The sequence below is a fragment of the Burkholderia sp. Ed8 genome (assembly GCF_040761425.1).
In the GTDB taxonomy this organism is placed as follows: Bacteria; Pseudomonadota; Gammaproteobacteria; order Burkholderiales; family Burkholderiaceae; genus Burkholderia; species Burkholderia seminalis.
Map to the genome: position 1 here is coordinate 2,358,981 of NZ_CP142886.1, position 24,281 is coordinate 2,383,261.

Sequence of the window (24,281 nt, forward strand, 5' to 3'; positions counted from 1 at the left end):
ATTTTATGCCCCGCCGAACCCGTCACGCGCATTATTTCTCCGGCGCTATAAAACAGTTACCGATGATACAAATTGAATATCTTTACCGGTGGATTTTGTGTTCCTTATGCCCTTGGCTGGTGCCCGCTGTTGGCGCCAGACAAACAAAAAGCGCCCCGAAGGGCGCTTTGTTCGATGCGGGTATCGCTGACGATTACGCGCGGCTGCGGTATTCGTTCGTACGCGTATCGATTTCGATCTTGTCGCCGGTATTGCAGAACAGCGGCACTTGCAGTTCGAAGCCCGTTGCGAGCTTGGCGTTCTTCAGCACCTTGCCCGACGACGTGTCGCCCTTGACTGCCGGCTCCGTGTAGGTGATCTCGCGAACGAGGATCGTCGGCAGTTCGACCGAGATCGCCTTCTCGTTGTAGAACACGACTTCGCACGCCATGCCGTCTTCGAGGTAGTTCAGCGCTTCGCCCATCATTTCGGCTTCGACTTCGAACTGGTTGTAGTCGGCGTCCATGAACACGTACATCGGGTCGGCGAAGTACGAGTACGTCACTTCCTTGCGGTCGAGCACGACGACGTCGAACTTGTCGTCGGCCTTGTAGACCGATTCCTGGCCTGCGTTCGTCAGCAGGTTCTTCATCTTCATCTTGACGACGGCGGCGTTACGGCCCGACTTGTTGTATTCCGTCTTGGAGATGACCCATGCGTCGCTGCCGATCTGCACGACGTTGCCTACGCGGAGTTCCTGTGCGGTCTTCATAAAAACTGTCCTGATCCAATCAAATAAATAGGTGCCTGAGCGTTGCGCAACGGCTGACGGCGCAAGCGGTGCGTTCCGGTGGACGCCAAAAGCGAGCGCTTGCCTGGTCAGCCGTCGGATAACCGCTTATTTTAACTGAGATTTTGCGTATTCCGCCAGCTTTCCGGCGAGATCGCCGACCGCCGCGAGCGCGTCGGCCCAGCGGGCCGCATTGGCGTCCAGTGCGGCACGGTGTTGCCAGAAATCGGCCCAGTCGGGCGTGCCGGCGCCGTTCCATGCATGCCAGAACCGCTCGAGCGCGGCGCGCGGCGCATCGGCGAGGCCTGCCGACAGGTGCGCGAGCGCGGCGTCGAGCTTCGGCAGGTGCACGTCGTCGGCCTGCGGGTAGATGTGCCACACGAACGGCTTGCGCGCCCATTGCGCGCGGACGAACGAATCCTCGCCGCGCACGAAATTGAGGTCGGCCGCCCACAGCAGCGGATCGTAGTCGGCCTGCGGGACGAATGCGAGCCCGTGGGCGACCAGGTTGCCGGCGCGTGCATGAGCGCCCGCCGCGAACGACTCGACCCCGAAAAAGCGCGCGACGGCCGGCGACAGGCGGCCGGCCGGCACGAGCGCGACGACCGGCGACGGGCCGTCGCGCCATTGGGCGAGCAGTGCGTCGACGGCCGGATTTTCGTACGCGAACAGACTGACGACCGTCGTGCCGGGCGCCGGCGGCGCGCCGCCGGTCGCGCGCTGCCACCATGCGGCGCGGGCCGCGGCGTCGGCATCGAAGGCCGTCCGGCGCGCGTCGAGGTCGTGCTCCTTTGGCACGCCGCCGGTGCCGGCCGACAGGCCGGGGAAGAAGAACGTCTTCAGCAGCGGGTAGCGTGGATGCGGCGACGGCCGCAAATGGAAATCGGCGACCCAGTCCTCGGCGCTCAGGTATTCGAGGTTGATCCACACGGGGCGGCGCTCGCGGCGCGCCATCGCCGCGAGATACGCGCCGGGCAGCTCGCACGCGAACGCCTCGATCACGACATCGGCGATCTCCAGTGCGTCGCCGACTTCCGCATGCCAGTGCTCGATCGCGATCGCGTCGATCGTCTGCCGTCCGGCGTCGGGATCGACGCTCGGCAGCAGGCGCGCGAAGGTGCGCAGGTCGTCGACGAACAGCCGGACCTGCCAGCCGTGCTCATGCGCGAGCTGGTGCGCGACGCGCCAGCACACGCCGATGTCGCCGAAATTGTCGATCACCGTGCAGAAGAGGTCGCAGGCGATCGGTTCGCCCGGCGCGAGCGTTGCGGCGGGGTGTGGGGCAGCGGTGGTGCGTGGCATCGAAGCGGGCCGGTGAATGCTCTAAACTGGCGATTCTAATAGACCCGTTCCGCGTTACAAGGCGCCCGGATCACGCATGACAGCCCCAGAAGCCTCCGATATCCCGTTCGAACCGAAGAAGATCCTTGCGCAGTTGCCGCACATGCCCGGCGTCTATCGTTATTACGACACCGCGGGCGCCGTGCTTTACGTCGGCAAGGCGCGCGACCTGAAGAAGCGCGTATCGAGCTATTTCACGAAGACCCAGCTGTCGCCGCGCATCGCGATGATGGTCACGCGCATCGCGCGCATCGAGACGACCGTCACGCGCTCGGAAGCCGAGGCGCTGCTGCTCGAGAACAACCTGATCAAGGCACTCGCGCCGCGCTACAACATCCTGTTTCGCGACGACAAGTCGTATCCGTACCTGAAGCTCACCGCACATCGGTTTCCGCGGATGGCCTACTACCGCGGGTCGGTCGACAAGCAGAACCAGTATTTCGGGCCGTTCCCGAGCGCGTGGGCCGTGCGCGAGAGCATCCAGATCCTGCAGCGCGTGTTCCAGTTGCGGACCTGCGAGGATTCGGTGTTCAACAACCGCACGCGGCCGTGCCTGCTGCACCAGATCGGGCGCTGCACGGCGCCGTGCGTCGGCGCGATCTCCAGCGAGGATTACGCGGTCGACGTGTCGAACGCCGCGCGGTTCCTGCTCGGCCGGCAGTCCGAAGTGATGAAGGAACTCGAGCAGAAGATGCATGCGTTCGCGGCCGAGCTGAAATTCGAGCAGGCGGCGGCCGTGCGCAACCAGATGAGCTCGCTCGCGACGGTGCTGCACCAGCAGGCGATCGAGGTCGGCGGCGACAGCGACGTCGACATCCTCGCCGTCGTCGCGCAAGGCGGGCGTGTGTGCGTGAATCTCGCGATGGTGCGCGGCGGCCGGCATCTCGGCGACAAGGCGTATTTCCCGACGCACGTCGAAAGCGCGCTGACGCTCGCCGAAGGTGGTCTTGGCGACGAGGCCGAGTCGTCGGAAGCGGCCGACACAACCGGCGCGACCGCCGCCGGGGTGCCCGACCAGCCCGCGGAAGAAGCCGGCAGCGTGCGCGGCGGCGCGGCGGCGGCATCGGTCGAGGCGGAGGTGCTCGATGCGTTCATCGCGCAGCACTATCTCGGCAACCGCGTGCCGCCGGTGCTTGTCGTCAGCCACGCGCCCGCGAGCCGCGACCTGCTCGAGCTGCTGTCCGAACAGGCCGGCCACAAGGTGTCGCTGGTGCGGCAGCCGCAGGGGCAGCGGCGCGCGTGGCTGTCGATGGCCGAACAGAATGCGCAGATCGCGCTGATGCGGCTGCTGTCCGAGCAGGGCTCGCAGCAGGCGCGTACGCGCTCGCTGGCGGAAACGCTCGGTTACGACATCGACGATCTCGCGACGCTGCGGATCGAATGCTTCGACATCAGCCACACGATGGGCGAGGCCACGCAGGCGTCGTGCGTCGTCTACCATCATCACAAGATGCAGTCGGGCGAGTACCGCCGCTACAACATCACGGGCATTACGCCGGGCGACGATTACGCGGCGATGCGGCAGGTGCTCACGCGCCGCTACGAGAAGATGGTCGAGCAGGCCGCGCAGGCGGCCGCGGTGGATGAAGCGGCCGGCATCGACGGCGAATCGACGCGCCAGGCCGAGGCGTCGAGCCTGCTGCCGAACATCGTGCTGATCGACGGCGGCAAGGGTCAGGTCGAAATCGCGCGCCAGGTGTTCACCGAGCTGGGGCTCGACACGTCCATGCTGGTCGGCGTCGCGAAGGGCGAGGGGCGCAAGGTCGGCCTCGAGACGCTCGTGTTCGCGGACGGCCGCACGCCGCTCGAACTCGGCAAGGAGAGTGCCGCGCTGATGCTCGTCGCGCAGATCCGCGACGAGGCGCACCGCTTCGCGATCACCGGCATGCGGGCGAAGCGGGCGAAGGCGCGCCAGACGTCGCGGCTCGAGGAACTCGAGGGCGTTGGCGCGAAACGCCGGCAGCGGCTGCTCGCGCGGTTCGGCGGATTGCGCGGCGTGGTGGCCGCGAGCGTCGAGGAACTCGCGAGCGTCGAGGGCATCTCGCACGCGCTCGCCGAACAGATCTACAAGCAGCTTCACTGACGCGCCCGTGCGGCCGGGCTGCCTCGCCAGCGTTCTTGTGGCAGGCCGGTCGACACGGCACAATTGCGAATCCTTTACTGTCCCGCATGCCATGCCGTTCAATTTCCCGATTTTCCTGACGTGGGTACGGATCGTGCTGATTCCGCTCGTCGTCGGCGTGTTCTACCTGCCGGACACGGTGATGGGCGGCGCGCACCGCAATCTCGCGGCGGCGGCGATCTTCATCCTCGCGGCGCTGACCGACTGGTTCGACGGTTATCTCGCACGCAAGTGGAACCAGACCTCGTCGTTCGGCGCCTTTCTCGATCCGGTGGCGGACAAGCTGATGGTGACGGCCGCGCTGCTGATCCTCGTGCAGATTTCGCGGGTCGATGCGGCGATCGCGCTGGTGATCGTCGGCCGCGAGATCGCGATCTCGGCGCTGCGCGAGTGGATGGCGCAGATCGGCGCATCGAAGAGCGTCGCGGTGAACCAGCTCGGCAAGTTCAAGACCGCATGCCAGATGGTCGCGATCCCGATGCTGCTGTTCTACGGGCCGCTGCCGCTCGGCGTCGTGACGATCGACACGCGCGTGTGGGGTGAGTGGCTGATGTATCTCGCGGCGGTGCTGACGATCTGGTCGATGCTTTACTACATGAAGCTCGCGTGGCCGCAGATCCGTGAGCGCGGCGGTGCGTGAGACGTGCGTCTCGCGTTCGGTCGAGGCGGTTTTTGTAAAAAGGGCTGGAAAAGCCCTTGACACACGAATGTGCCTTCGACATAATCTCGCTTCTCCGCTGCACGACGAAGTAAGCGTGTGACGGGGAAGCAGCAGTAGCGTAGCGATACGCGGGAGTAGCTCAGTTGGTAGAGCGCAACCTTGCCAAGGTTGAGGTCGCGAGTTCGAGACTCGTCTCCCGCTCCAGATTTTTTCTGGCAGCGCGTTGGTTGGCGAAGCGCTGCAGATGCAGGACCCATGCGGGAGTAGCTCAGTTGGTAGAGCGCAACCTTGCCAAGGTTGAGGTCGCGAGTTCGAGACTCGTCTCCCGCTCCAGATTTTTCTGGCAGCGTGTTGGTCGGCGAAGCGCTGCAGGTGCAGGACAATGCGGGAGTAGCTCAGTTGGTAGAGCGCAACCTTGCCAAGGTTGAGGTCGCGAGTTCGAGACTCGTCTCCCGCTCCAAGTAATGGGGAAGCCAAGCTTCCCTTTTTATTTGATGGACTTCCGGTCCTCGAATAGAAATCTGTCGCTTGCCTCACGGCATCCGGACAGTCCGCTTTTGGCGCGATAGCAAAGCGGTTATGCAGCGGCCTGCAAAGCCGTTTAGGCCGGTTCGACTCCGGCTCGCGCCTCCAGGTAGGAAGAGAAAAAGCCCCGCTTCGGCGGGGCTTTTCTTTTTTCTGCATCGTTTGCCGGCCGCCGTACGGGATGCATGCGACGGCCTCCGCGCAATCAGCCATCCACCGGCTGCGCGGGCGTATCGAGCTTCAACTGATAGAACGCCGCGTCGAGCCAGCGGCCGAACTTGAATCCCGCCTCCGTGATCGTGCCCGAGTGCACGAATCCCAGTTTCGTATGCAGTGCGATGCTTCCGGCATTGGTCGCGTCGATGCAGCCGACCAGCACGTGCACCTGCGCGTCGCGCGCACGACGGACGACTTCGCGCAGCAGCAGTTCGCCGAGCCCGCGGCCGCGCTGGTCGCTGCGCACGTAGACGCTGTGTTCCACCGTGTACTTGAACGCAGGGAACGCACGGAACGTGCCCCAGCTCGCGAAGCCGAGCAGCGTGCCCGATGCGTCGACGGCGCCGACGACCGGAAACCCGCCCGCGCGTTTCGTCGCGAACCACGTGACCATCGCTTCCGGCGGGCGCGGCCGGTAGTCGTACAGCGCGGTCGAATTCGCGATCGCGTCGTTCAGGATCTCGAGGATGGCCGCTGCGTGCTCGGCCTCGCTGCAATCGATCAGGCGCACGTCGTCGTGCTGTTTCGGGGAATTCATACGGGTTCCTGGTGGGGTTGAACGGGGGCGTACACCCCACGCATGCGTTACGCGTTCCGCGCGCCGGCCGCGCCGGACGCATCGCAGATCACGACGACATAGCGCGCGGGATGCGGCGACGGATTGCTGAAGATCAGCGGCTGGTCGAGGCGCAGGGCCAGGCAGTCGCCTTCGTGAAGCGCGTGCAGCGCATCGCCGAGCGTGACGTCGACGCGGCCGCTGATGACCCACACCTGCTGATGCAGCACGCGCTCGCGTCCGCCGCTGTCGTACGCGACGCGCGCGCCGGGCGGGAAATCGACCTCGACGAGCTGGATCGGCGACGGCCAGCCGGCCGGGGAGAGATTGCGCCGCACGTAGCCGGACGCCGGATCGCGCCACTCGGCCTGCTGCGCGCGCCGGGCCAGCGGCTGCGCGGGCGCGTCGTCCCGGTCGCCGCCGAACAACCCGGCCAGCGAGATGCCGAGGCCGGCCGCGAGCTTGTCGAGCACGACGGCCGTCGGGCTGGCCGACGCGCGTTCGATGAGCGAGATCATCGAACGGCTGACGCCGGAACGCGCGGCCAGCGCATCGAGCGTGTAGCCTCGAACGGTGCGCAGTTCGCGCACGCGCCGTGCGATGCGCTCGTTGATGCCGCTGTCGTCGGCCGCGGTGATCGTGGATTCTTTCATGATGGATTGATTTTCCAGCAAACTGGAATTTGATGTCAACGGCATTTGCCGCAGCCGACAGAGAGGGGAGCGGGATTCGGGCAGCTTGCCCGGCGCGCGTGCGCAGCGTAATATACGAAATAGCTACGTTTCGTTTAATTGGGGATATATGGGCATCATCAAGATTTCCGAGCACATGCATGAACGGCTGCGCTCGACGAGCACGGCGCTGAGCCGTTCGATCAATGCGCAGGCCGAACATTGGTTGCGCGTCGGAATGCTGGCGGAACTCAACCCGGCGCTGTCCTACGGCGACATCTGCAAGATGTTGATCGAGGCCGAGGCGCGGGGCGGCGACGTGGGGCCGGCGGAACCGGTCGCGTCGCAGATCGAGCAGGTGGCGTAATGGCGAGGCGAGAAATCCCGATCCGCGGGGCCGCGGAAATCGCGAAGTCGCGCGAAGCCGCGAAGCTCGCGTCGCAGGTGCTGACGATGATCACCGAGCACGTGAAGCCGGGCGTGACCACCGACGAGCTCGACGCACGCTGCCGCGAATACATCGTCGACGAACTCGGCGCGATTCCCGCGAACATCGGTTATCACGGTTATCCGAAGACGCTGTGCACGTCGGTCAACCATGTGGTCTGTCACGGCATTCCGACCTCGCGGCCGATGCGCGACGGCGACATCGTGAACCTCGACATCGCGGTGATCAAGGACGGCTGGTTCGGCGATACGAGCCGCATGTATTTCGTCGGCGAGCCGAACGAGCTGGCGCGGCGCCTCGTCGCGGCCACCTACGAGGCGATGCACGCGGGCATCCGCGCGGTGCGTCCGGGCGCGACGCTCGGCGACGTCGGTTACGCGATCCAGCAGGTCGCGCATCGCGAAGGGTTCAGCGTCGTGCGCGAGTATTGCGGGCACGGCATCGGCGATGTCTATCACGACGAGCCGCAGGTGCTGCATTACGGCCGCCCGGGCACCGGCGTGCCGCTGCGGCCGGGGATGATCTTCACGATCGAGCCGATGCTCAACGCGGGCAAGCGCGACACGCGCGTGCTGGCCGACGGCTGGACGGTCGTCACGAAGGACCATTCGTTGTCCGCGCAATGGGAGCACATGGTCGTGGTGACGGAAACGGGCTTCGAGGTGCTGACCGAGGACGCGAAGCCGCAGGCGTTCGCGGCGCTGTCGGGCACGCACGCGGCCTGACAGCGGCCGTGCGCCGCGTATGACGAGGCGCGGCACTGCAATGAAACGGGCCCTTTCGCGGGGCCCGTTCCGTTTGCGGCAACCGGCCGGCGAGGCTCAGCCGCGCGCCTTCTGCCACGCGTGTTCGACGAACACGCGGCACAGCGCTTCCATGCCCTTGCGATCTTCGTCGTCGAAGCGCGCGGCGACCGGGCTGTCGACGTCCCACACGCCGATCAGCGTGCCGTCGCCGGCCACCAGCGGGACGACGATTTCCGATTCCGAGGCCGCGTCACACGCGATATGGCCGGGAAACTCATGCACGTCGCGCACGACCTGCGTCTCGCGCGTCTGCGCGGCGGTGCCGCACACGCCCTTGCCGAGCGCGATGCGCACGCACGCGGGCTTGCCCTGGAACGGGCCGACGACGAGTTCGGTCCCGTCGAAGAAGTAGAAGCCCGCCCAGTTGAGACGATCGAGCGCGTGATAGACGAGCGCGGAGAAATTCGCCGCGTTGGCCGTCAGGTCGCGTTCGGACTCGACGAGCGCGCGTGCCTGCTCGACGAGCGTCGCGTATTGATCGGCCTTGGAGGCGTTGGGGTCGTTGGACAGCGTGAACATGGCGGGAAAGCGATAAGGGTTGTGAAAAGACGCGTGGCGCGTACCGCAGTCTACGGCACGCACGTGCGGTCTGCAGCGCTCAGTCGGGCTCGAGTTCGGCAAACCGCTCGGCCAGGAAGTCGAGCAGCGCGCGCACCGCGGGCAGCAGCCCGCGGCGCGACGCGAACACCGCGTGCACGATCTCGCGGCGCGGCGCCCAGTCCGGCAGCACGGTGACCAGTTCGCCGCGCGCGACTTCGTCGCGGACCATCATCGTCGGCAACTGCACGACCCCGACCCCCGCGACGGCCGCCGCGCGCAGCGCGAGCATGCCGCCCGTCACGAGGCGCGGCTGGTGATGGATTTCCGCGTGCGCGCCGTCGGGCCCGCGCAGCCGCCACACGTGGGTGGACTGCGGCACGCCGTGGTCGAGGCTCGGCAGGCGGGCGAGATCGGCGGGAACGGCCGGCGCGCCGCGCTCGCGCAGCAGCGCGGGGCTCGCGACGAGGCACTGGCCGCGCTCGGCCAGCACGCGCAGCGCGAGATCGCTGTCTTCGAGCGGCGGCGGGCGCACGCGGATCGCGACGTCGATTCCTTCGCCGACCACGTCGACGCGACGGTTGGTTGCTTCCAGATGAATGTCGACGCGCGGACACGCGGCCATGAACGCGGCAATCATCGTCCCGACCAGCGAATCGAGCAGCACGACCGGGCAGCTGACCCGCACGATGCCGCGCGGCTCCTCGTGCAGCAGCGCGATCGCCTCGTCGGCCGCGTCGGCCTCGACGAGCATCGCGCGGCAATGCGCGTAGTACGTCTGGCCGACGTCGGTGACCGTGAAGCGGCGCGTCGAACGCTGGATCAGCCGCATCCCGAGCCGTGCCTCGAGCAGCGCGACGCGGCGGCTCAGTTTCGATTTCGGCATGTCCAGCGCACGCCCGGCCGGCGCGAAGCCGCCGTGTTCGACGACCTGCACGAAGTAGTAGAGATCGTTCAGATCCCGTGCTTTATCGTTCATGAAATAGAACGCTGAGTGCGATTTCGGCAGTCTACCGGATCGATCGTTCCACCACTATATTGCTACTCATGGATGCGAAACACGTGTTTCGCCGCAATTTGGAGAAGGGCCATGAAGAAGATCCAGGGTGTGTACAGTGCGCCGCGCGGACATTGGGTCGGCGACGGTTTCCCGGTGCGTTCGATGTTCAGCTACCAGTCCCACGGCGCGCACCTGAGCCCGTTCCTGCTGCTCGACTACGCCGGCCCCGCGACGTTCGAGCCGGGCTCGGTTTCGGCGCCGCGCGGGGTCGGCCAGCATCCGCACCGCGGGTTCGAAACGGTGACGATCGTCTATGACGGCGAAGTCGCGCACCGCGATTCGACCGGCGCGGGCGGCACGATCGGCCCGGGCGACGTGCAGTGGATGACGGCCGCGAGCGGGATCCTGCACGAGGAATTCCACTCGGAGGCGTTCACGAAGCGGGGCGGCCCGCTCGAGATGGTGCAGCTGTGGGTGAACCTGCCCGCCGCCGACAAGATGGGCGCGCCCGGCTATCAGACGCTGCTGAACGCGGACATTCCCGTGGTCGAGCTGCCGGACGGCGCCGGGCGTGCGCGGATCATCGCCGGCGAACTCGACGGGCGGCGCGGCCCGGCCCGCACGCACACGCCGATCGACGTGTGGGACGTGCGGCTCGTGGCCGGCGGCCACGCGCGGTTCCCGATCGCCGAAGGGCGCACGCTCGCGGTGGTCGTGCTGAGCGGCACCGTGCAGGTGAACGGCGAGACGGTCGCGCGCGAAGCGCAGTTCGTGCAACTCGGCCGCGACGGCAGCGACGTCGAGATCGAAGCGAACGGCGACGCGAAGCTGCTGATCCTGAGCGGCGAGCCGATCGACGAGCCGGTCGTCGGCTATGGTCCGTTCGTGATGAACTCGCAAGCGGAGATCCGTACCGCGATCGAGGACTTCAACGGCGGCCGCTTCGGCCAGATGCCGGCATGACAGTCGTGACGGCATGACGGACAGGCCCCGCGCAATGCGGGGCTTTTTTTTCGCGCGCGGGCAGGCGGTCGTGCGCGACAGGCGCTTCGAGGCATAATCGACGGTTGTCGCGCGCCGGCCGGCGCGCCCGAATCAGGACCGTACATGAACGCATCCGCCGCATCTCCGAGCGCTGCCGATCTCGACTGGCGCTGGAAATCCTTCGACGCGCTGACGGCGCGCGAAGTCTATTCGATCCTCGAGGCGCGCAGCGCCGTGTTCGTCGTCGAGCAGAACTGCGTGTATCGCGATATCGACGATGCGGACCAGGCCGCATGGCACCTCGCCGCGTTCGATCCGGCCGGCCGCCTGGCCGGCTATCTGCGCGTGCTGCTGCCCGATGCGCAGCATACCGACGTGCGTATCGGCCGCGTGCTGACGACCGCCGCGTTTCGTGGTGCGGGCCTCGGCAACGGGCTGCTGTCGCGCGCGCTCGAGCACATCCGCGCGCAATGGCCGGATACGCCGGTGAGCCTGCACGCGCAGGCTCACTTGCAGCGTTTCTACGGGGCGTTCGGCTTCACGCCGAGTTCGGACGTGCATGACGAGGACGGCATCCCGCACGTGTGGATGAGCAGCGCGCGCGCATGACGCGCAGCGGTCAGTGCGCGGCGCGGGGCACCGGCGGCTTGTCCGCGTGCCGCGCCGCGCGTTCGCCGATCAGGCGGCCGCGCGCGGAGAGCCGCAGCCAGTGCCGCAGCGCGATCAGCGCGCCGATCACGCTCATCATCGAGCCGGGAATCCACAGCAGCAGCCCGCCGATCTGCTGATCGCGCAGCGGGCTCAGCCACGTGAAGGCACGGCCGCAGATCGAGTAGATCGGATACAACTCGTGCGGCGTGAAGAAGATCAGCGCGCCGAGCGCGATCTGCGGCGGGATCGCCGCGACGACGATCAGGATCCGGCGCCCCGGCGACAGCCGCGCGGGCGGCGCGGGCCGCGGATCGACGACGAGCCACCAGAACAGCAGCCCGTCGATCACCATGCTCCAGTTCATCACGCGATAGAGCCGCCAGTCGAGCATCGCGATGAAGTGGATCGGCGAGAGCAGCCAGAAATAGATCAGCCCGACGAACAGCACGACCGCGACGACCGGATGGAACACCACGTCGAGCGTGGCCCGGACGGGCGCCCACGCGAGCGCGGGGCGCACGAAGCGCTGTCGCCAGCGGAACGGGATGCCCGCGCGGATCGCCGCGCCCGGATACGACAGCGCGATGAAGAACGGCCCGAGGTGGTGCAGCACGAGATGCTGCGCGCGATGCATGAAGAACTCGTGCTCGAAGAAATAGTCGAGCCGCGTATGCAGCGCGATGTAGAGCGCCGTCAGCCCGAACCAGAACGAGAACTGCCGCAGCGGCGACACCTTCGCCTTCTTCACGCCGCGCGCGAACAGCACGGCCGCCGTCAGCACCGCGATGACGACCGTCGGCGACGGCTCCCACGGGTCGAGCCAGTACAGGAGGTTCATTGCGCGCGGATCACTTCGCCTGGGCCGGCGACTTCACGGCAAACGGTGCGTCGACCGTTTCGCCGTCGGAGAATTTCAGGCGCAGGTGCACGGTGTCGCCCGGCTTGATCGCGTGCTTCGGTTCCTCGAGCATGAAGTGATAGCCGCCCGGTGCGATGTCGACCTTGCCGCGCGCGGGGATCGTCAGCTTGTCGACCATTTCCATCTTCTGCGTCGAGCCGTTCGACACGGTCTGGTGCAGCATGGCCATCCCGTAGTCGGGGCTGTCGACGTCGACGAGATCGACCGGCTTGTCGCTCGTGTTCACGAGCGTCACGTAGCCGCCCGCGGGCAGCTTGTTCGGCAGCCAGCGCACCCACGCGCCCTGCGCGGTGATCGCGCCGGCGGCATAGGCCTGGGCGCCGGTGCACAGCGCGGCGAGGAGGGCGAACGTCTTGAAGGTCGTCTTCGTGTTCATGGCGGAATTCAGGTCGTGGAGGCGGTGTCGATGATCCGGCGCACATCGGCGGCGATGGCGTCGGGCGAATCGCGATCGGTCGCGAGCAGGCGCGCGCGGCCGGTTGCGTCGAAGATGTAGACGGCCGAGCTGTGCGTGACTTCGTAGCCGCCGGACGGATCGCGTTTTTCCATCTGGTACGCGACGCGATAGCGTTTCGCGAGCGATTCGATCTGGCCGTCGGTGCCGGTCAGGCCGCGCGCGTGCGCGGCGTCGAACGCGGCGACGTACGACTGCATCATCTGCGGCGTGTCGCGCGCGGGATCGACCGATACGAACAGGATGCGCACGTCGTTGGCCCGCGGGCCGAGCTTGCCGAGCACTTCCATCAGCCGCGCCATCGTTTCGGGGCAGACATCGGGGCAGTGCGTGTAACCGAAGTAGACGAGCGCGACGCGGCCGCGGAACGCATCGGCGTCAACGGGACGGCCGTCACCGCCCGTCAGCGTGAACGACAGGTCGGGCAGGTGACCGGTGACGTTGGTCAGGTTCCAGCGCGGCTCGTCGTGCGTGCACGCGGCGAGCGTCACGGCGGCGGCGAGGGCCGCGGCCGTGCGGATGAGGCGGGGGAGGCGCCACGGCGGCGCGGGACGGGCAGACGACATCCTGGGGCTCGATCGGTCGGAAAAGTGGCCGGCCGGCGGTGATGCCAGGCGTCGCGCGGCAGGCGGTTGCGACTGTAGCGCAATTCGCGCGCCCGCGTCCTTTCGAAACCCGTACGGGGCGAGCGAGCGGGGCAATATGTCGCAGTTGACGCAAGCGGCGGCGCGCGGCAGGCGACGTACCGGTTTCGCCCATCTCGGTGCGCAGGCGCGGTAAGATGCGCACAATTCCATTCGCGCAGCGGCGGCCCGTGGTTGCCGGCCGACCCTCAGACTATCGAATCGATGCAATCCGTTCCGGCTTCCCTGTCCCTGACCGATACCGCGTTCTTCTTCGACTTCGACGGCACGCTCGTCGAACTCGCGCCCACCCCCGACAGCATCCACGTTCCGCCGTCGCTGCTGACGCTGCTGGACGCGTTGCGCCGCCGCTCGCACGGGGCGGTCGCGATCGTGTCGGGGCGCGGCATCGACAACCTCGACACGTTCCTGCAGATGCCCGGCCTGCCGATCGCGGGCCTGCACGGGGCGGAGCGCCGCGATGCGAATGGCGACACGCAGCGCATCGGCTTCAACGACGAACGCCTGTTGCGCATCGAGCGCGAGCTTGCGGGTGTCGTCGACCGTCATCCGGGCATGCTGCTCGAAATCAAGGGCGCGGCCGTCGCGCTGCACTTTCGCAATGCGCCCGAGCGCGAGGCGGTCGCGCGCGAAGCGGCCGAGCGTCTCGTGGCCGACTATGCCGATGCATACGTGCTGCAGCCCGGCAAGATGGTGTTCGAGATCAAGCCGAAGGGCGTCGACAAGGGGCGTGCGCTGGCGGCGTTCCTCGACGAACCGCCGTTCGCGGGGCGCATGCCGCTGTTCGCGGGCGACGACCTGACCGACGAGAAGGGCTTCGCGGTGGTCAACGCGCGCGGCGGCCTGTCGATCAAGGTCGGCGCGGGCGAGACCTCGGCCCGCGCGCGGCTCGATTCGGTCGACGCGCTGCATGAGCAGATCGCGCGCTGGCTCGGCACGGGGCAGCCGCACGCATGAGCCGGCTCATCATCGTTTCAAACCGCGTCGCACCGATTTCGGAAGGCGAACCGGCGGCGGGCGGCCTGGCGATCGGCGTCTATGACGCGCTGAAGGAGACGGGCGGCATGTGGTTCGGCTGGAGCGGCGAGGTCGTCGCATCCGGCGCGCCGCAGCCGCAGATCCGCATCGAGGAGCGCGGGCCCGTGACGTTCGCGACCGTCGGGCTGTCGCGCCGCGATTACGACCAGTACTACCGGGGTTTCTCGAACGCCACGTTGTGGCCCGCGTTTCATTACCGTGCGGACCTGATCCAGTACGACCGCCACGAATTCGACGGCTATCGTCGCGTCAACGTGTGGCTCGCGCAGCAGCTCGTGCCGCTGCTGCAGGACGACGACGTGATCTGGGTGCACGACTATCACCTGATTCCGTTCGCGCGCGCGCTGCGCGAGGCCGGCGTGAAGAACCGGATCGGCTTCTTCCTGCATATCCCGTTTCCGGCCGCGCAGGTGCTCGTCAACGTGCCGCCGCATCGCGAACTCGTCGAGTCGCTGTGCGCGTTCGACCTGCTCGGCTTCCAGACCGAACCCGACTTGCGCGCGTTCTGCGACTACGTCGAGTTCGAGGCGGGGGGCGACGTCGAGCGCGACGGGCACAACACCGTGCGCGTGCGCGCGTTCGGCCAGACGCTGCGTGCGGCTGCCTATCCGATCGGCGTCTATCCGGACGAGATCGCGTCGCTCGCGCAGGCGGGCGAACACGGCAAGGCCGTGCGCACGCTCGCGACGTCGCTGCGCGGGCGGCAGCTGATCATGAGCGTCGACCGGCTCGATTATTCGAAGGGGCTCGTCGAGCGCTTCCGGGCATTCGAGAAGCTGCTCGAGCACCAGGCGTCGATCCGCAACCGCGTGTCGTTCCTGCAGATCGCGCCGTCGACGCGTGCGGACCTGCGCGCGTACCAGGATATCCGGCTGCAGCTCGAAGCGGAGTCGGGGCGCATCAACGGGCGCTACGCGGAGCTCGACTGGGCACCGATCCTCTACATTCACCGCCAGTACGACCGGCAGGTGCTGGCCGCGCTGTACCGGCTCGCGCGCGTGGGCTTCGTGACGCCGCTGCGCGACGGGATGAATCTGGTCGCGAAGGAATACGTGTCCGCACAGAATCCGGACGATCCGGGCGTGCTCGTGCTGTCGCGTTTCGCGGGCGCCGCGCGCGAGCTGACGGGCGCGCTGATCGTCAATCCGATCGACATCGACGGGATGGCCGATGCGCTGTCGCAGGCGCTGACGATGCCGCTCGCCGAGCGGCGCGCACGCTATACGGACATGATCGCGCAGCTGCGCGAGAACAACGTGTCGGTGTGGCGCGACAACTTCCTGCGCGACCTGCAGCACGCCTGACCGGCCGTTTCCGCGCCAATGAAAAAAGCCGCGGTGCGTGATGCACCGCGGCTTTTTTGTCGGCTGGCGGGGGCGCGTCAGGCCACGCGCTCGCCGGTCGGGGTGTTGCCGTCGTGCGCCGGGTGATGGCGGCCGTGCTGTTTCGCGAGCAGGTCGCGGTACAGGCCGGGGCGATTGCGCAGCACCTCGGGCGGGCCGTCGTCGATCACCTTGCCGTTGTTCATCACGATGATCCGGTCGAAGTTGCGCAGCGTCGACAGGCGGTGCGCGATCGCGATCACCGTGCGGCCGACCATCAGGCGGTCGAGCGCGCTCTGGATCGCTTCCTCGGACGCGCTGTCGAGCGCCGACGTCGCTTCGTCGAGCAGCAGGATCGGCGCGTTCTTCAGGATCGCGCGCGCGATCGCGATGCGCTGGCGCTGGCCCCCCGACAGCTTGACGCCGCGGTCGCCGACGATCGTGTCATAGCCTTCCGGCATCGCCTCGATGAACTCCGCGCAACGCGCGTCGCGCGCGGCGGCGAGCACTTCGTCGCGGGTCGCGTCGGGTCGGCCGTACGCGATGTTGTCGTAGATCGTCCGGTGCAGCAGCGAGATGTCCTGCGGCACGAGCGCGATCGCATGGCGCAGGCTGTCCTGCGTGATCGCCTTCACGTCCTGGCCGTCGACCTTCACGACGCCGTCCTGCGTGTCGTAGAAGCGCTGCAGCAGCGCGAGCACGGTCGACTTGCCGGCGCCCGACTTGCCGATCAGGCCGACGCGCTGGCCCGGTTCGATATGGAGATCGAAGTGGTCGAGGATCGCGCGGCGGTGCGGATACGCGAACGTCACGCGCTCGAAGTCGACGCGGCCGCCCGTGGCCGCCAGCGGCTGCGCGTCGGAGCGGTCGGGCATCCCGTGCGGTTCGAGCAGCGTCTTCACGGCTTCGGACAAGCGCGCGACGTGCTGCGTGACGTCGACGAGCGCGACCGCGAGGTCGCGCGTGCCGTGCAGGATCGTGAAGCCGAGCGAACTGACGAGCACGATGTCGCCCGACGTCGCGCGGCCCTGGTCCCACAGCCACAGCGCCCAGCCGAGCAGGCCGGCGGACAGCATCGCGGTGATCACCGCGTGCAGCAGGCGCAGCTTTTCGAGATAGAGCAGGCTTTGCTGGCGCGCGTCCATCTCGGCCTTGACCGTCGCGCCGAAGCGCTTCTGCTCGCGCAGCGTCATCCCGAACGCGCGCACGAGGCCCATGTTGCCGATCACGTCGACGAGTTCGCCGTCGACCGCCGCGGCCTTCGCCGCGAACGCATGGTGACGGGCCGAGCCGCGGCCGGCGAGCTTGAACAGGATGATGGACAGCACGGCCGAACAGCCGAGCAGGCCGGCGGCCATCAGCGGATTGACGACGATGATCATCAGGATCGCGCCCATTACCGCGATGCACGGCGGCAGCACGTTCCACGCCATCGTGTTCTCGGACGTATACACCGCGTTCGACGTGGCCGTGATGCGGCTCGCGAGCGTGCCCGGCTGCTTCTCCGAGTAATACGTCGGCGAATGGCCGATCAGGTACTGAAACAGGTCGCGCCGCAGGTCGCCGGTCACGGCGACGAACGTGTGCGCGGCGACCCAGCCGCCGACGCGCCACAGCAGGTTGTCGGCCGCGATCAGCCCGACGAGCAGCGCGAACGCGCTCCACAGCGGACCCGGGTGATGGCGCCCGGTCGCGAGCACGTCGATCAGGTGCTTGATCGCATATTGCGAACCGAGCGCGCAGCCGACGGCGGCCAGCACGCTGAAGAGCACGATGAGGTGCGCGACGGGGTGGAGGCGGATGTAGCGGAACAGGAACGCGATCGGCCGGTGCGCGTAGCTCGACAGCTTCGCGTTGTGGGCGTTGCGCTGGGCAGGGGTGAGATATTCCAAAATATGCGTGCGGTGATTCGGTGATTGAGCGTGGCGGCTGGATCGCATGCCGGCGTTCGCCCGGACTGAATAATCCGGCATTGTAAACAAGGCCGTGCGTCGCGCTGCGCGAATCTTGCCTTGGCCAGGGGCTCGCGGTCGATTTTGAGATAAAATCCGGCATCCCGTCCTGCCTCGTGTGCCGAATCACGCTGCCGGCAGCCACGGGTGACGAGGATCGCCAAAGGGCCTTCCACTCTAGAACGGACACCCGAGTCCGCGGGTTGCAAAGTGTTGCGCCTTTGTAACAAAGTAAAGTGTTTGAAATGTTGTGCGCCGTATCGGGATTAACCCTAGATAATCGGCTCCGGGTTCGATTCCAGGTTTTTTTACGAACCCCTGTCAACGGGTCTTCGTTTCAAACGTTCTATGCCTGTCGCGTCGCCGACGCTCCTTGAGCAGCGCGGGTTCGACGCCCCCGGCAGGCTGATTCGTCCGATGGTTCGGATGAAAAGCATCCAGCCCGGACCGCCGGCAGGTTGCCGACCCATACCTGGTTTTTAGCCGATTTTTTAGGAGTTACGCATGCGAATCGCCCAAATCGCTCCGTTGCATGAAGCGGTACCCCCGAAACTGTACGGTGGTACCGAGCGAGTGGTGTCCTACCTCACCGAAGCACTCGTCGAGATGGGGCATGACGTCACGCTCTTCGCGAGCGGCGATTCGCAAACCTCCGCGAAGCTCGAAGCGTGCTGGCCGCAGGCGCTGCGCCTCGACCCGACGATCCGCGACGTGATGGCCCCGCACATGCTGCTCCTCGAGCAGGTGCGCCGCCGTGCGGAAGAGTTCGACGTCCTGCACTGCCACATCGACTACTACCCGTTCTCGCTGTTCTCGCGCCAGCCGGTCCCGCATCTGACGACGATGCACGGCCGTCTCGACCTGCCGGAACTGCAGCCGATCTTCAATGCATTCAGCGACGTGCCGGTCGTGTCGATCTCCGACAACCAGCGCATCCCGCTGCCGCAGGCGAACTGGCTGTCGACCGTCTACCACGGCCTGCCGGAAAACCTGCTGACGCCGATCCCGAACGTGAAGCCGAGCTACCTCGCGTTCCTGGGCCGCATCTCGCCGGAGAAGCGCGTCGACACGGCAATCCGCATCGCCGAGCAGGCCGGCCTGCCGATCAAGATCGCCGCGAAGCTCGACAAGGCTGATCGCGCGTACTACGAAGAGAAGATCAAGCCGCTGTTCGCGCTGCCGCACGTCGAGTACATCGGCGAAATCAGCGAGGCCGAGAAGACCGAATTCCTCGGCAATGCACATGCGCTGCTGTTCCCGATCGACTGGCCGGAGCCTTTCGGCCTGGTGATGATCGAGGCGATGGCGTGTGGCACGCCGGTGATCGCGTTCAAGCGCGGCTCGGTGCCGGAAGTGATCGACAACGGCGTGTCGGGCTTCGTCGTCGAAGACGAACTGTCGGCCGTCGCGGCGCTCAAGCGCCTCGATACGCTGCCGCGCGAGAAGGTTCGCGCCGCGTTCGAAGCACGTTTCTCGTCGAAGGTGATGGCGCAGAATTACGTGAAGGGCTACGAGGAACTGCTGCGCCAGAAGCGCCGCACGGTGCTCCGCGAAGTCAACGCAAGCTGATCGCGGGCCGCCGCCGCGCTGCGGCGCGCGGCCGTCATCGACGCCCCGTCCGGGTTTCCGGCGGGGCGTTGTCACATCCGCGGCGCGGATGTGTTGTATTCTCGCCGCGCCCGGCGCCGCGAACGCCCCCCGAAGCGGCCCGGCACGCCATCCGGCCGTCTGTCCAGACGGTAATGTCCCTATAATGGCCGTGCCGTGAAATCCGGCCCTGTACGAATATCAAGAGGAGAGCAGTCTTGGCGAGAACGAAAACCACGCGCGCAGCGCCGGCCCCCGGCGCCGGTGTGATCTTCGCGTTGCGCGCGATCGGTCTCGTGCTGCTCGCGCGCTGGCTGTTCTCGATGTCCCAGATGGGCTATCGCTCGTCGCTGTCCGCGATGGTGTCGTCGCCGTGGGCGTTCGTCTACCTCGTGCTGATCTTCCTGCTGCTCGCGCTGCCTGGCGCCGTCGCGCGCGCCGAGCGGCCGTTCCATCCGCTGCCGCAGTGGCTGCGTCAGGCGCTGCGCGTCTTCGCGCTGATCGGTTTCCTGTTCGCCGTCTGGTCGATCGGCGCGTTCACGTGGGCGGCCGGCTGGCGCCGCGCGCTGCATGCGGTGACGGCGACCAACGGCTGGCTCGTCGCCGCGCCGGCGCTTTACGCGGCCATCGTCTGGATCTGCCGCCCGCGGCCGCTGTGGCGCACCAACGTGGCCGCCCGCCGCTTCGCGGTCGGCCGGTATGCGATTTCACTCGACGTGCTGACGCGTACCGCGATCGTCTGGATGGAAAGCCGCAAGGTTGGCCAGTACGACGCGCGTGAGCTGTCGGTGCGCTGGCCGGGCCGCAAGGCTGCCGCGCCGGGCGAGCAGGGCGCGGCGGACGGGCAGCCGGCAGTCGTGCCGCCGCGTCGCGGCAGCCTGTTCAATCGGCCCAAGGTCGAACTGCTGTGGGATTCGCCGGCGGCCGTCGGCCACAACCGGCAGATCGTGATGCGCGCGCCGCTCGCGACCGAAGGCGACCGCGTCGCGGTGCTCGCGCTCGACGCGGCGCTCAAGCAGATCGTCTGACAGGGCGGGGACGGCACGGGCAACCGGGCGATCCGGGCGCCCGGTTCGTTCCGCGTTCAGCGCACGAGGCAGGGGCGCTTGTTGTTGAACGTCCACCCCGGAATCAGGTACTGCATGGCTGCCGCGTCGTCGCGGGCGCCGAGGCCGTGCTGCTTGTACAGCTCGTGCGCGAGCGCGACCGCATCCATGTCGATGTCGATGCCCAGGCCCGGCCGCTTCGGCACCTCCACCAGCCCGTTCTCGATTTTCAGCGGCTCGCGCGTCAGCCGCTCGCCGTCCTGCCAGATCCAGTGCGTGTCGATCGCGGTGACCTGGCCCGGTGCGGCGGCCGCGACGTGCGTGAACATCGCGAGCGACACGTCGAAGTGGTTGTTCGAATGCGAGCCCCACGTGAGACCCCAGTCGCGGCACATCTGCGCGACGCGCACCGAACCCTGCATCGTCCAGAAGTGCGGGTCGGCGAGCGGGATGTCGACGGCCTGCAGCTGCACCGCGTGGCCCATCTGCCGCCAGTCGGTCGCGATCATGTTGGTCGCCGTCGGCAGCCCCGTCGCGCGGCGGAATTCGGCCATCACCTCGCGGCCCGAGTAACCGTTCTCCGCGCCGCACGGATCTTCCGCATACGCAAGCACGTGATGCTGATCGCGGCACAGCCGCACGGCTTCGTCGAGCGACCAGGCGCCGTTCGGGTCGAGCGTCACGCGCGCGTCGGGGAAGCGTTCGGCGAGCGCCGTCACGGCCTCGATCTCGCTCGCGCCTTCGAACACGCCGCCCTTCAGCTTGAAGTCGTTGAAGCCGTAGCGCGCATGCGCGGCCTCGGCGAGCCGCACGACGGCCTCGGGCGTCAGCGCGGCTTCGTCGCGCACGCGCGTCCAGTCGTCGGTCGCGCCGCTGCCGTCGCGATAGGCGAGCGCGGTTTTCGTGCGGTCGCCGATGTAGAACAGGTAGCCGAGCATTTCGACACGGTCGCGCTGCTGGCCTTCGCCGAGCAGCGCGGCGACCGGCACGCCGAGATGCTGGCCGAGCAGGTCGAGCAGCGCGGCCTCGAGCGCGGTGACCGCGTGGATCGTCGTGCGCAGGTCGAAGGTCTGCAGCCCGCGGCCGCTTGCATCGCGATCGGCGAAGGTGCGCCGCACGTCGTTGAGCACCGCGTGGTAGTTGCCGACCGGCTGGCCGACGACGAGCGCGCGCGCATCGTCGAGCGTGCGGCGGATGCTTTCGCCGCCCGGCACCTCGCCGACGCCGGTTCGGCCCGCGCTGTCCTTCAGGATCACGAGGTTGCGGGTGAAGAACGGACCATGCGCGCCGCTCAGGTTGAGCAGCATGCTGTCGTGGCCGGCGACCGGAATCGCTTGCAGGTCGACGATGCGCGGCGTGTCGTGGGAAGGCGAGGCAGTGACGGCGTTCATGGGCGGCGATGGCAGAAGAGTAGGCAATGCCGTGCGGCAAAAGCTTTGCCGCGCGCGGCGGGAGGTGCGATCATTCGACAACCGACGTGCGCGGCGCGCAAGGCCCGCATGTCGACAGCAACCCGGAACGGGGGTGGGAGCGACAACGAGACCAGCGGAGCGCGGAACGCGAATGCTGGCCGATCGTCAGGCACGAGACCAGGCGGCGCTGAAGTGCCGGCCCTGAGTCGACAGGAGATTCGCGCACCGATCATCAGTCGTCGGATGACTTGTGACGCAGTATAATGAATCATCGGCTTTCGCTCAAACCCCGCGTAAACCCTCGGCTCACATTACGATCATTCAAAAAGGAACCGGCCTCATGTCCGTGCCCACGCTTCCCGCAGCGCCGCGCCGTCGCGCACGCAGCCTCGCACAAGATGTCGTCGACGCGCTGACCGCGCAGATCGAAAACGGCACGCTGCGTCCCGGCGACAAGCTGCCGACCGAAACCGAAGTCATGGCGGCGCAGGGCGTGAGCCGCACGGTCGTGCGCGAGGCGATCTCGCGGATGCAGGCGAGCGGCCTGATCGAGACGCGCCACGGCATCGGCAGCTTCGTGCTGGAGCCGTCGCGCCGCCAGACGCTCGGCATCGATCCCGCGACGATCACGACGCTGCGCGACGTGCTCGCGGTGCTGGAACTGCGCATCAGCCTCGAGAGCGAGTGCGCGAGCCTGGCCGCGCAACGCGCGAACGATGCCGACCTCGCCGCGCTGCGGCGCGCGCTCGACGCAATCGCGACGGGCGCGGGCGGCGGCCGCGATACCGCGCAGCTCGACTTCCAGTTTCACCTGCAGATCGCGCAATCGACCGGCAACCGCTATTTCGTCGACATCATGACGCAGCTCGGCACCTCGATCATCCCGCGCACACGCGTGAATTCGGCGCGCTTCGCCGGCGACGACCTCGAGCGCTACGTCGGCCGGCTGAACCACGAGCACGAGGATATCTACGAGGCGATCGCGCGCCACGACCCCGAAGCCGCGCGCGCCGCGATGCGCACGCACCTCACGAACAGCCGCGAGCGGCTGCGCCGCGCGCACGAGGCGGCCGAGGCCGAAGCCGGCTGACCGTCGCGTCACGGGGCCCGCGTTGGCGTGGGCCCGGTCGAATCGCTTCAACATCAGTCGTCATACAAGATCGATGCGACGGCATCGATCCGCCCGGCCTGGCGGCGGGTTCGCCGCCAGACCGCCTGCATGACCGATCAGCCTCCCTTCGTCACGATCGTCTTCCACGCGCCGCTCTTCACCTGGTAGAGCGTCGACATCCCGCTCTTCAGCGAACCGTCGTTCGCGAACGAGATGCGGCCGGTGACGCCTTCGAAGTCGATCTTCTTCAGCGCCGGGCGATAGACCTTCGGGTCGGTCGAGCCAGCCGCCTGCATCGCCTTGATCGCGGCCCACGCCGCGTCATAGCCGAACTGCGCATACGACAGCACGTCGACGCCGAAGCGCTTCTTGAAGCGCTGTTCGAAATCCTTCCCCTGCGGCAGCTCGTCGAGCGGCTGGCCGTATTCCCACGCCATCGCCCCTTCGGCGGCCGGACCGGCGATCTTGATGAACTCGTTGTCCTTCACGCCGCCGCCGCCGACGAACTGCGCGTTCAGCCCGAGCTGGCGCATCTGCTTGATGAAGTTCGCGGCGAGCGAATCGAGGCCGCCGAAGAAGATCAGGTCGGGGTTCTTGCCTTTCAGGCTCGTGATCTGCGCGCGGAAGTCGACGGCCTGGTTGCTGGTGAACTCGCGGCCGATGATGTTCCCGCCGGCGGCCTTCGCGGCCTTCTCGAACTCGTCGGCCTCGCCCTGGCCGAACGCGGTGCGGTCGTCGATGATCGCGATGCGCTTCGCCTTCGTCACGTCGACCGCGTACTTGCCCGCGTTGCCGGCGTTCTGGCCGTCGGTCGCGATCACCATGAACATGTTCGCGAGCCCGCGCGACGTGAGTGTCGGGTTGGTCGCGGCCGGGTCGATCACCGGGATGCCGGCCTTGTCGTAGACGACCGATGCCGGAATCGTCGTCCCCGAGTTGAAGTGACCGACCACGACCGACACGTTCTGGTCGACGAGCGCCTGCGCGGCCTGCACGCCGATGCGCGGGTCGGCCTGATCGTCCTGCACGACGAGATTGAAGTGAGCCGGCTTGCCGGCGATCTGCACCTTCTGCGCGGCGGCATCGTCGAGCGCGAGCTGCACGCCGTTCTGCAGATCCTTGCCGTAGCCGGCGTTCACACCCGTGAGCGGTGCGGCGAAGCCGACCTTCACGTCGGTTGCGTCGGCAGCCTGGGCGGCCTGTTGCGAGAGGAGGGCCAGCGCGGATGCAATCGACACCGACAGCAGGGAATGACGGAATTTCATGTTGTTCCTCTTGTTCGACACCAGCGAGTGGGTACCGCGCGCGTCCGGGCGAGCCGGGCGCGTGCGACGGGCGGGCGGTTCGACCGCTTCTCGGAATCGGGCGGGGAGGTCGGCATCGCGATCTTCGGAACACGCCCCCGTCAGGCTCGGTGAAGAGCCCCGATTGTCTCGATATATAGGTCGCCGATATGCGCGGGTCTTGGCAATTTGCTGCGCATTCGATGCGGATTTGCGCATAGCTTCC

The 24,281-nt window shown here is 67.3% G+C and carries 23 protein-coding genes and 4 tRNA genes; 15 read left to right on the top strand and 12 right to left on the bottom strand.

The features are described from left to right. Nucleotides 1-193: 193 nt before the first annotated feature. The gene (efp, locus tag VXM69_RS24975) at nucleotides 194-751 is read right to left on the bottom strand and encodes an elongation factor P (RefSeq protein ID WP_034186515.1); all 558 of its coding nucleotides are present in this window, start codon (nucleotides 749-751) and stop codon (nucleotides 194-196) included. 126 nt (nucleotides 752-877) lie between these two features. Beyond that, complete coding sequence (earP, locus tag VXM69_RS24980; RefSeq protein WP_367189392.1) at nucleotides 878-2,071, bottom strand: elongation factor P maturation arginine rhamnosyltransferase EarP; 1,194 nt, start codon at nucleotides 2,069-2,071, stop codon at nucleotides 878-880. 76 nt (nucleotides 2,072-2,147) lie between these two features. Between earP and uvrC the strand changes: the two genes are divergently transcribed. From uvrC to VXM69_RS25010, 6 genes are all read left to right on the top strand, one after another. Then, nucleotides 2,148-4,193: an excinuclease ABC subunit UvrC gene (gene uvrC / locus VXM69_RS24985; RefSeq protein ID WP_367189393.1), complete on the top strand. Its 2,046-nt coding sequence runs from the start codon at nucleotides 2,148-2,150 to the stop codon at nucleotides 4,191-4,193. A gap of 91 nt (nucleotides 4,194-4,284) precedes the next feature. Next, nucleotides 4,285-4,872: a CDP-diacylglycerol--glycerol-3-phosphate 3-phosphatidyltransferase gene (gene pgsA, locus VXM69_RS24990; protein WP_034186518.1), complete on the top strand. Its 588-nt coding sequence runs from the start codon at nucleotides 4,285-4,287 to the stop codon at nucleotides 4,870-4,872. 149 nt (nucleotides 4,873-5,021) lie between these two features. After that, a tRNA-Gly gene (locus VXM69_RS24995) sits at nucleotides 5,022-5,097 on the top strand. 53 nt (nucleotides 5,098-5,150) lie between these two features. Next, nucleotides 5,151-5,226, top strand: a tRNA-Gly gene (locus VXM69_RS25000). 51 nt (nucleotides 5,227-5,277) lie between these two features. Next, nucleotides 5,278-5,353: transfer RNA gene (locus VXM69_RS25005), tRNA-Gly, on the top strand. A 99-nt stretch (nucleotides 5,354-5,452) separates the two neighbouring features. Further along, nucleotides 5,453-5,526: transfer RNA gene (locus VXM69_RS25010), tRNA-Cys, on the top strand. 97 nt (nucleotides 5,527-5,623) lie between these two features. On the opposite strand, the gene VXM69_RS25015 is transcribed toward VXM69_RS25010, so the two are convergent. Beyond that, nucleotides 5,624-6,172, bottom strand: a complete 549-nt coding sequence (locus VXM69_RS25015; RefSeq protein ID WP_034186519.1) for a GNAT family N-acetyltransferase — start codon at nucleotides 6,170-6,172, stop codon at nucleotides 5,624-5,626. Between the two features lie 47 nt (nucleotides 6,173-6,219). Further along, on the bottom strand, nucleotides 6,220-6,843 hold the full coding sequence (locus VXM69_RS25020; protein ID WP_034186520.1) for a helix-turn-helix domain-containing protein: 624 nt from the start codon (nucleotides 6,841-6,843) through the stop codon (nucleotides 6,220-6,222). 148 nt (nucleotides 6,844-6,991) lie between these two features. On the opposite strand from VXM69_RS25020, the gene VXM69_RS25025 reads away from it, so the two are divergent. Together VXM69_RS25025 and map are read left to right on the top strand one after the other, a co-directional pair. Continuing rightward, complete coding sequence (locus VXM69_RS25025) at nucleotides 6,992-7,228, top strand: ParD-like family protein (RefSeq protein ID WP_034186521.1); 237 nt, start codon at nucleotides 6,992-6,994, stop codon at nucleotides 7,226-7,228. After that, the gene (gene map / locus VXM69_RS25030) at nucleotides 7,228-8,034 is read left to right on the top strand and encodes a type I methionyl aminopeptidase (protein WP_034186522.1); all 807 of its coding nucleotides are present in this window, start codon (nucleotides 7,228-7,230) and stop codon (nucleotides 8,032-8,034) included. The genes VXM69_RS25025 and map overlap by 1 nt, the downstream gene beginning before the upstream one ends. Nucleotides 8,035-8,130: 96 nt before the next feature. On the opposite strand, the gene VXM69_RS25035 is transcribed toward map, so the two are convergent. Together VXM69_RS25035 and VXM69_RS25040 are read right to left on the bottom strand one after the other, a co-directional pair. After that, on the bottom strand, nucleotides 8,131-8,634 hold the full coding sequence (locus VXM69_RS25035) for a GAF domain-containing protein (protein ID WP_034186523.1): 504 nt from the start codon (nucleotides 8,632-8,634) through the stop codon (nucleotides 8,131-8,133). 79 nt (nucleotides 8,635-8,713) lie between these two features. Continuing rightward, nucleotides 8,714-9,631, bottom strand: a complete 918-nt coding sequence (locus VXM69_RS25040) for a LysR family transcriptional regulator (RefSeq protein ID WP_124609129.1) — start codon at nucleotides 9,629-9,631, stop codon at nucleotides 8,714-8,716. 111 nt (nucleotides 9,632-9,742) lie between these two features. On the opposite strand from VXM69_RS25040, the gene VXM69_RS25045 reads away from it, so the two are divergent. Both VXM69_RS25045 and VXM69_RS25050 read left to right on the top strand, forming a co-directional pair. Further along, nucleotides 9,743-10,615: a pirin family protein gene (locus VXM69_RS25045; protein ID WP_049029664.1), complete on the top strand. Its 873-nt coding sequence runs from the start codon at nucleotides 9,743-9,745 to the stop codon at nucleotides 10,613-10,615. A 144-nt stretch (nucleotides 10,616-10,759) separates the two neighbouring features. After that, nucleotides 10,760-11,245, top strand: coding sequence for a GNAT family N-acetyltransferase (locus tag VXM69_RS25050; RefSeq protein ID WP_034186526.1), 486 nt, complete (start codon nucleotides 10,760-10,762; stop codon nucleotides 11,243-11,245). Between the two features lie 10 nt (nucleotides 11,246-11,255). Here the strand turns inward: VXM69_RS25050 and VXM69_RS25055 are convergent, their stop codons facing one another. Genes VXM69_RS25055 through VXM69_RS25065 form a run of 3 tightly spaced genes read right to left on the bottom strand, consistent with a single transcriptional unit; the run spans nucleotide 11,256 to nucleotide 13,226 of the window. Continuing rightward, the gene (locus VXM69_RS25055; RefSeq protein WP_069705373.1) at nucleotides 11,256-12,125 is read right to left on the bottom strand and encodes a cytochrome c oxidase assembly protein; all 870 of its coding nucleotides are present in this window, start codon (nucleotides 12,123-12,125) and stop codon (nucleotides 11,256-11,258) included. Between the two features lie 10 nt (nucleotides 12,126-12,135). After that, nucleotides 12,136-12,582 (bottom strand): copper chaperone PCu(A)C, encoded by a 447-nt coding sequence (locus VXM69_RS25060; RefSeq protein WP_367189394.1) that lies wholly within the window; start codon nucleotides 12,580-12,582, stop codon nucleotides 12,136-12,138. 8 nt (nucleotides 12,583-12,590) lie between these two features. After that, a complete protein-coding gene (locus VXM69_RS25065) occupies nucleotides 12,591-13,226 on the bottom strand; it encodes an SCO family protein (protein WP_049029666.1) in 636 nt (211 codons plus the stop codon). Between the two features lie 282 nt (nucleotides 13,227-13,508). Between VXM69_RS25065 and otsB the strand changes: the two genes are divergently transcribed. Together otsB and otsA are read left to right on the top strand one after the other, a co-directional pair. Next, nucleotides 13,509-14,261, top strand: coding sequence for a trehalose-phosphatase (otsB, locus tag VXM69_RS25070; RefSeq protein ID WP_034186530.1), 753 nt, complete (start codon nucleotides 13,509-13,511; stop codon nucleotides 14,259-14,261). Then, nucleotides 14,258-15,646 carry an alpha,alpha-trehalose-phosphate synthase (UDP-forming) gene (gene otsA / locus VXM69_RS25075; RefSeq protein WP_034186531.1) on the top strand — a complete coding sequence of 463 codons (1,389 nt, stop codon included), beginning with the start codon at nucleotides 14,258-14,260 and terminating at the stop codon, nucleotides 15,644-15,646. The genes otsB and otsA overlap by 4 nt, the downstream gene beginning before the upstream one ends. Nucleotides 15,647-15,723: 77 nt before the next feature. Here the strand turns inward: otsA and VXM69_RS25080 are convergent, their stop codons facing one another. After that, nucleotides 15,724-17,556 (bottom strand): ABC transporter ATP-binding protein, encoded by a 1,833-nt coding sequence (locus tag VXM69_RS25080; RefSeq protein ID WP_124670450.1) that lies wholly within the window; start codon nucleotides 17,554-17,556, stop codon nucleotides 15,724-15,726. Between the two features lie 564 nt (nucleotides 17,557-18,120). On the opposite strand from VXM69_RS25080, the gene VXM69_RS25085 reads away from it, so the two are divergent. Both VXM69_RS25085 and VXM69_RS25090 read left to right on the top strand, forming a co-directional pair. Beyond that, nucleotides 18,121-19,185: a glycosyltransferase family 4 protein gene (locus VXM69_RS25085; protein WP_034186533.1), complete on the top strand. Its 1,065-nt coding sequence runs from the start codon at nucleotides 18,121-18,123 to the stop codon at nucleotides 19,183-19,185. Between the two features lie 236 nt (nucleotides 19,186-19,421). Next, a complete protein-coding gene (locus VXM69_RS25090; protein WP_034186534.1) occupies nucleotides 19,422-20,231 on the top strand; it encodes a hypothetical protein in 810 nt (269 codons plus the stop codon). 56 nt (nucleotides 20,232-20,287) lie between these two features. Here the strand turns inward: VXM69_RS25090 and gudD are convergent, their stop codons facing one another. After that, nucleotides 20,288-21,640, bottom strand: coding sequence for a glucarate dehydratase (gudD, locus tag VXM69_RS25095; RefSeq protein ID WP_034186535.1), 1,353 nt, complete (start codon nucleotides 21,638-21,640; stop codon nucleotides 20,288-20,290). Nucleotides 21,641-22,001: 361 nt separating this feature from the next. Between gudD and VXM69_RS25100 the strand changes: the two genes are divergently transcribed. Beyond that, on the top strand, nucleotides 22,002-22,751 hold the full coding sequence (locus tag VXM69_RS25100; RefSeq protein ID WP_059560683.1) for a FadR/GntR family transcriptional regulator: 750 nt from the start codon (nucleotides 22,002-22,004) through the stop codon (nucleotides 22,749-22,751). Between the two features lie 137 nt (nucleotides 22,752-22,888). Here the strand turns inward: VXM69_RS25100 and VXM69_RS25105 are convergent, their stop codons facing one another. Next, complete coding sequence (locus VXM69_RS25105) at nucleotides 22,889-24,037, bottom strand: branched-chain amino acid ABC transporter substrate-binding protein (RefSeq protein WP_367189395.1); 1,149 nt, start codon at nucleotides 24,035-24,037, stop codon at nucleotides 22,889-22,891. Between the last annotated feature and the right edge of the window lie 244 nt (nucleotides 24,038-24,281).

Coding starts and splice junctions, on each gene's coding strand:
- VXM69_RS25065 (WP_049029666.1), bottom strand. CDS start 13,226: ATGTCGTCTGCCCGTCCCGCGCCGCCGTGGCGCCTCCCCCGCCTCATC.
- VXM69_RS25045 (WP_049029664.1), top strand. CDS start 9,743: ATGAAGAAGATCCAGGGTGTGTACAGTGCGCCGCGCGGACATTGGGTC.
- VXM69_RS25105 (WP_367189395.1), bottom strand. CDS start 24,037: ATGAAATTCCGTCATTCCCTGCTGTCGGTGTCGATTGCATCCGCGCTG.
- VXM69_RS25025 (WP_034186521.1), top strand. CDS start 6,992: ATGGGCATCATCAAGATTTCCGAGCACATGCATGAACGGCTGCGCTCG.
- map (WP_034186522.1), top strand. CDS start 7,228: ATGGCGAGGCGAGAAATCCCGATCCGCGGGGCCGCGGAAATCGCGAAG.
- VXM69_RS25055 (WP_069705373.1), bottom strand. CDS start 12,125: ATGAACCTCCTGTACTGGCTCGACCCGTGGGAGCCGTCGCCGACGGTC.
- VXM69_RS25035 (WP_034186523.1), bottom strand. CDS start 8,634: ATGTTCACGCTGTCCAACGACCCCAACGCCTCCAAGGCCGATCAATAC.
- uvrC (WP_367189393.1), top strand. CDS start 2,148: ATGACAGCCCCAGAAGCCTCCGATATCCCGTTCGAACCGAAGAAGATC.
- VXM69_RS25060 (WP_367189394.1), bottom strand. CDS start 12,582: ATGAACACGAAGACGACCTTCAAGACGTTCGCCCTCCTCGCCGCGCTG.
- VXM69_RS25085 (WP_034186533.1), top strand. CDS start 18,121: ATGCGAATCGCCCAAATCGCTCCGTTGCATGAAGCGGTACCCCCGAAA.
- VXM69_RS25020 (WP_034186520.1), bottom strand. CDS start 6,843: ATGAAAGAATCCACGATCACCGCGGCCGACGACAGCGGCATCAACGAG.
- otsA (WP_034186531.1), top strand. CDS start 14,258: ATGAGCCGGCTCATCATCGTTTCAAACCGCGTCGCACCGATTTCGGAA.
- VXM69_RS25015 (WP_034186519.1), bottom strand. CDS start 6,172: ATGAATTCCCCGAAACAGCACGACGACGTGCGCCTGATCGATTGCAGC.
- efp (WP_034186515.1), bottom strand. CDS start 751: ATGAAGACCGCACAGGAACTCCGCGTAGGCAACGTCGTGCAGATCGGC.
- VXM69_RS25100 (WP_059560683.1), top strand. CDS start 22,002: ATGTCCGTGCCCACGCTTCCCGCAGCGCCGCGCCGTCGCGCACGCAGC.
- VXM69_RS25050 (WP_034186526.1), top strand. CDS start 10,760: ATGAACGCATCCGCCGCATCTCCGAGCGCTGCCGATCTCGACTGGCGC.
- otsB (WP_034186530.1), top strand. CDS start 13,509: ATGCAATCCGTTCCGGCTTCCCTGTCCCTGACCGATACCGCGTTCTTC.
- VXM69_RS25040 (WP_124609129.1), bottom strand. CDS start 9,631: ATGAACGATAAAGCACGGGATCTGAACGATCTCTACTACTTCGTGCAG.
- earP (WP_367189392.1), bottom strand. CDS start 2,071: ATGCCACGCACCACCGCTGCCCCACACCCCGCCGCAACGCTCGCGCCG.
- pgsA (WP_034186518.1), top strand. CDS start 4,285: ATGCCGTTCAATTTCCCGATTTTCCTGACGTGGGTACGGATCGTGCTG.
- gudD (WP_034186535.1), bottom strand. CDS start 21,640: ATGAACGCCGTCACTGCCTCGCCTTCCCACGACACGCCGCGCATCGTC.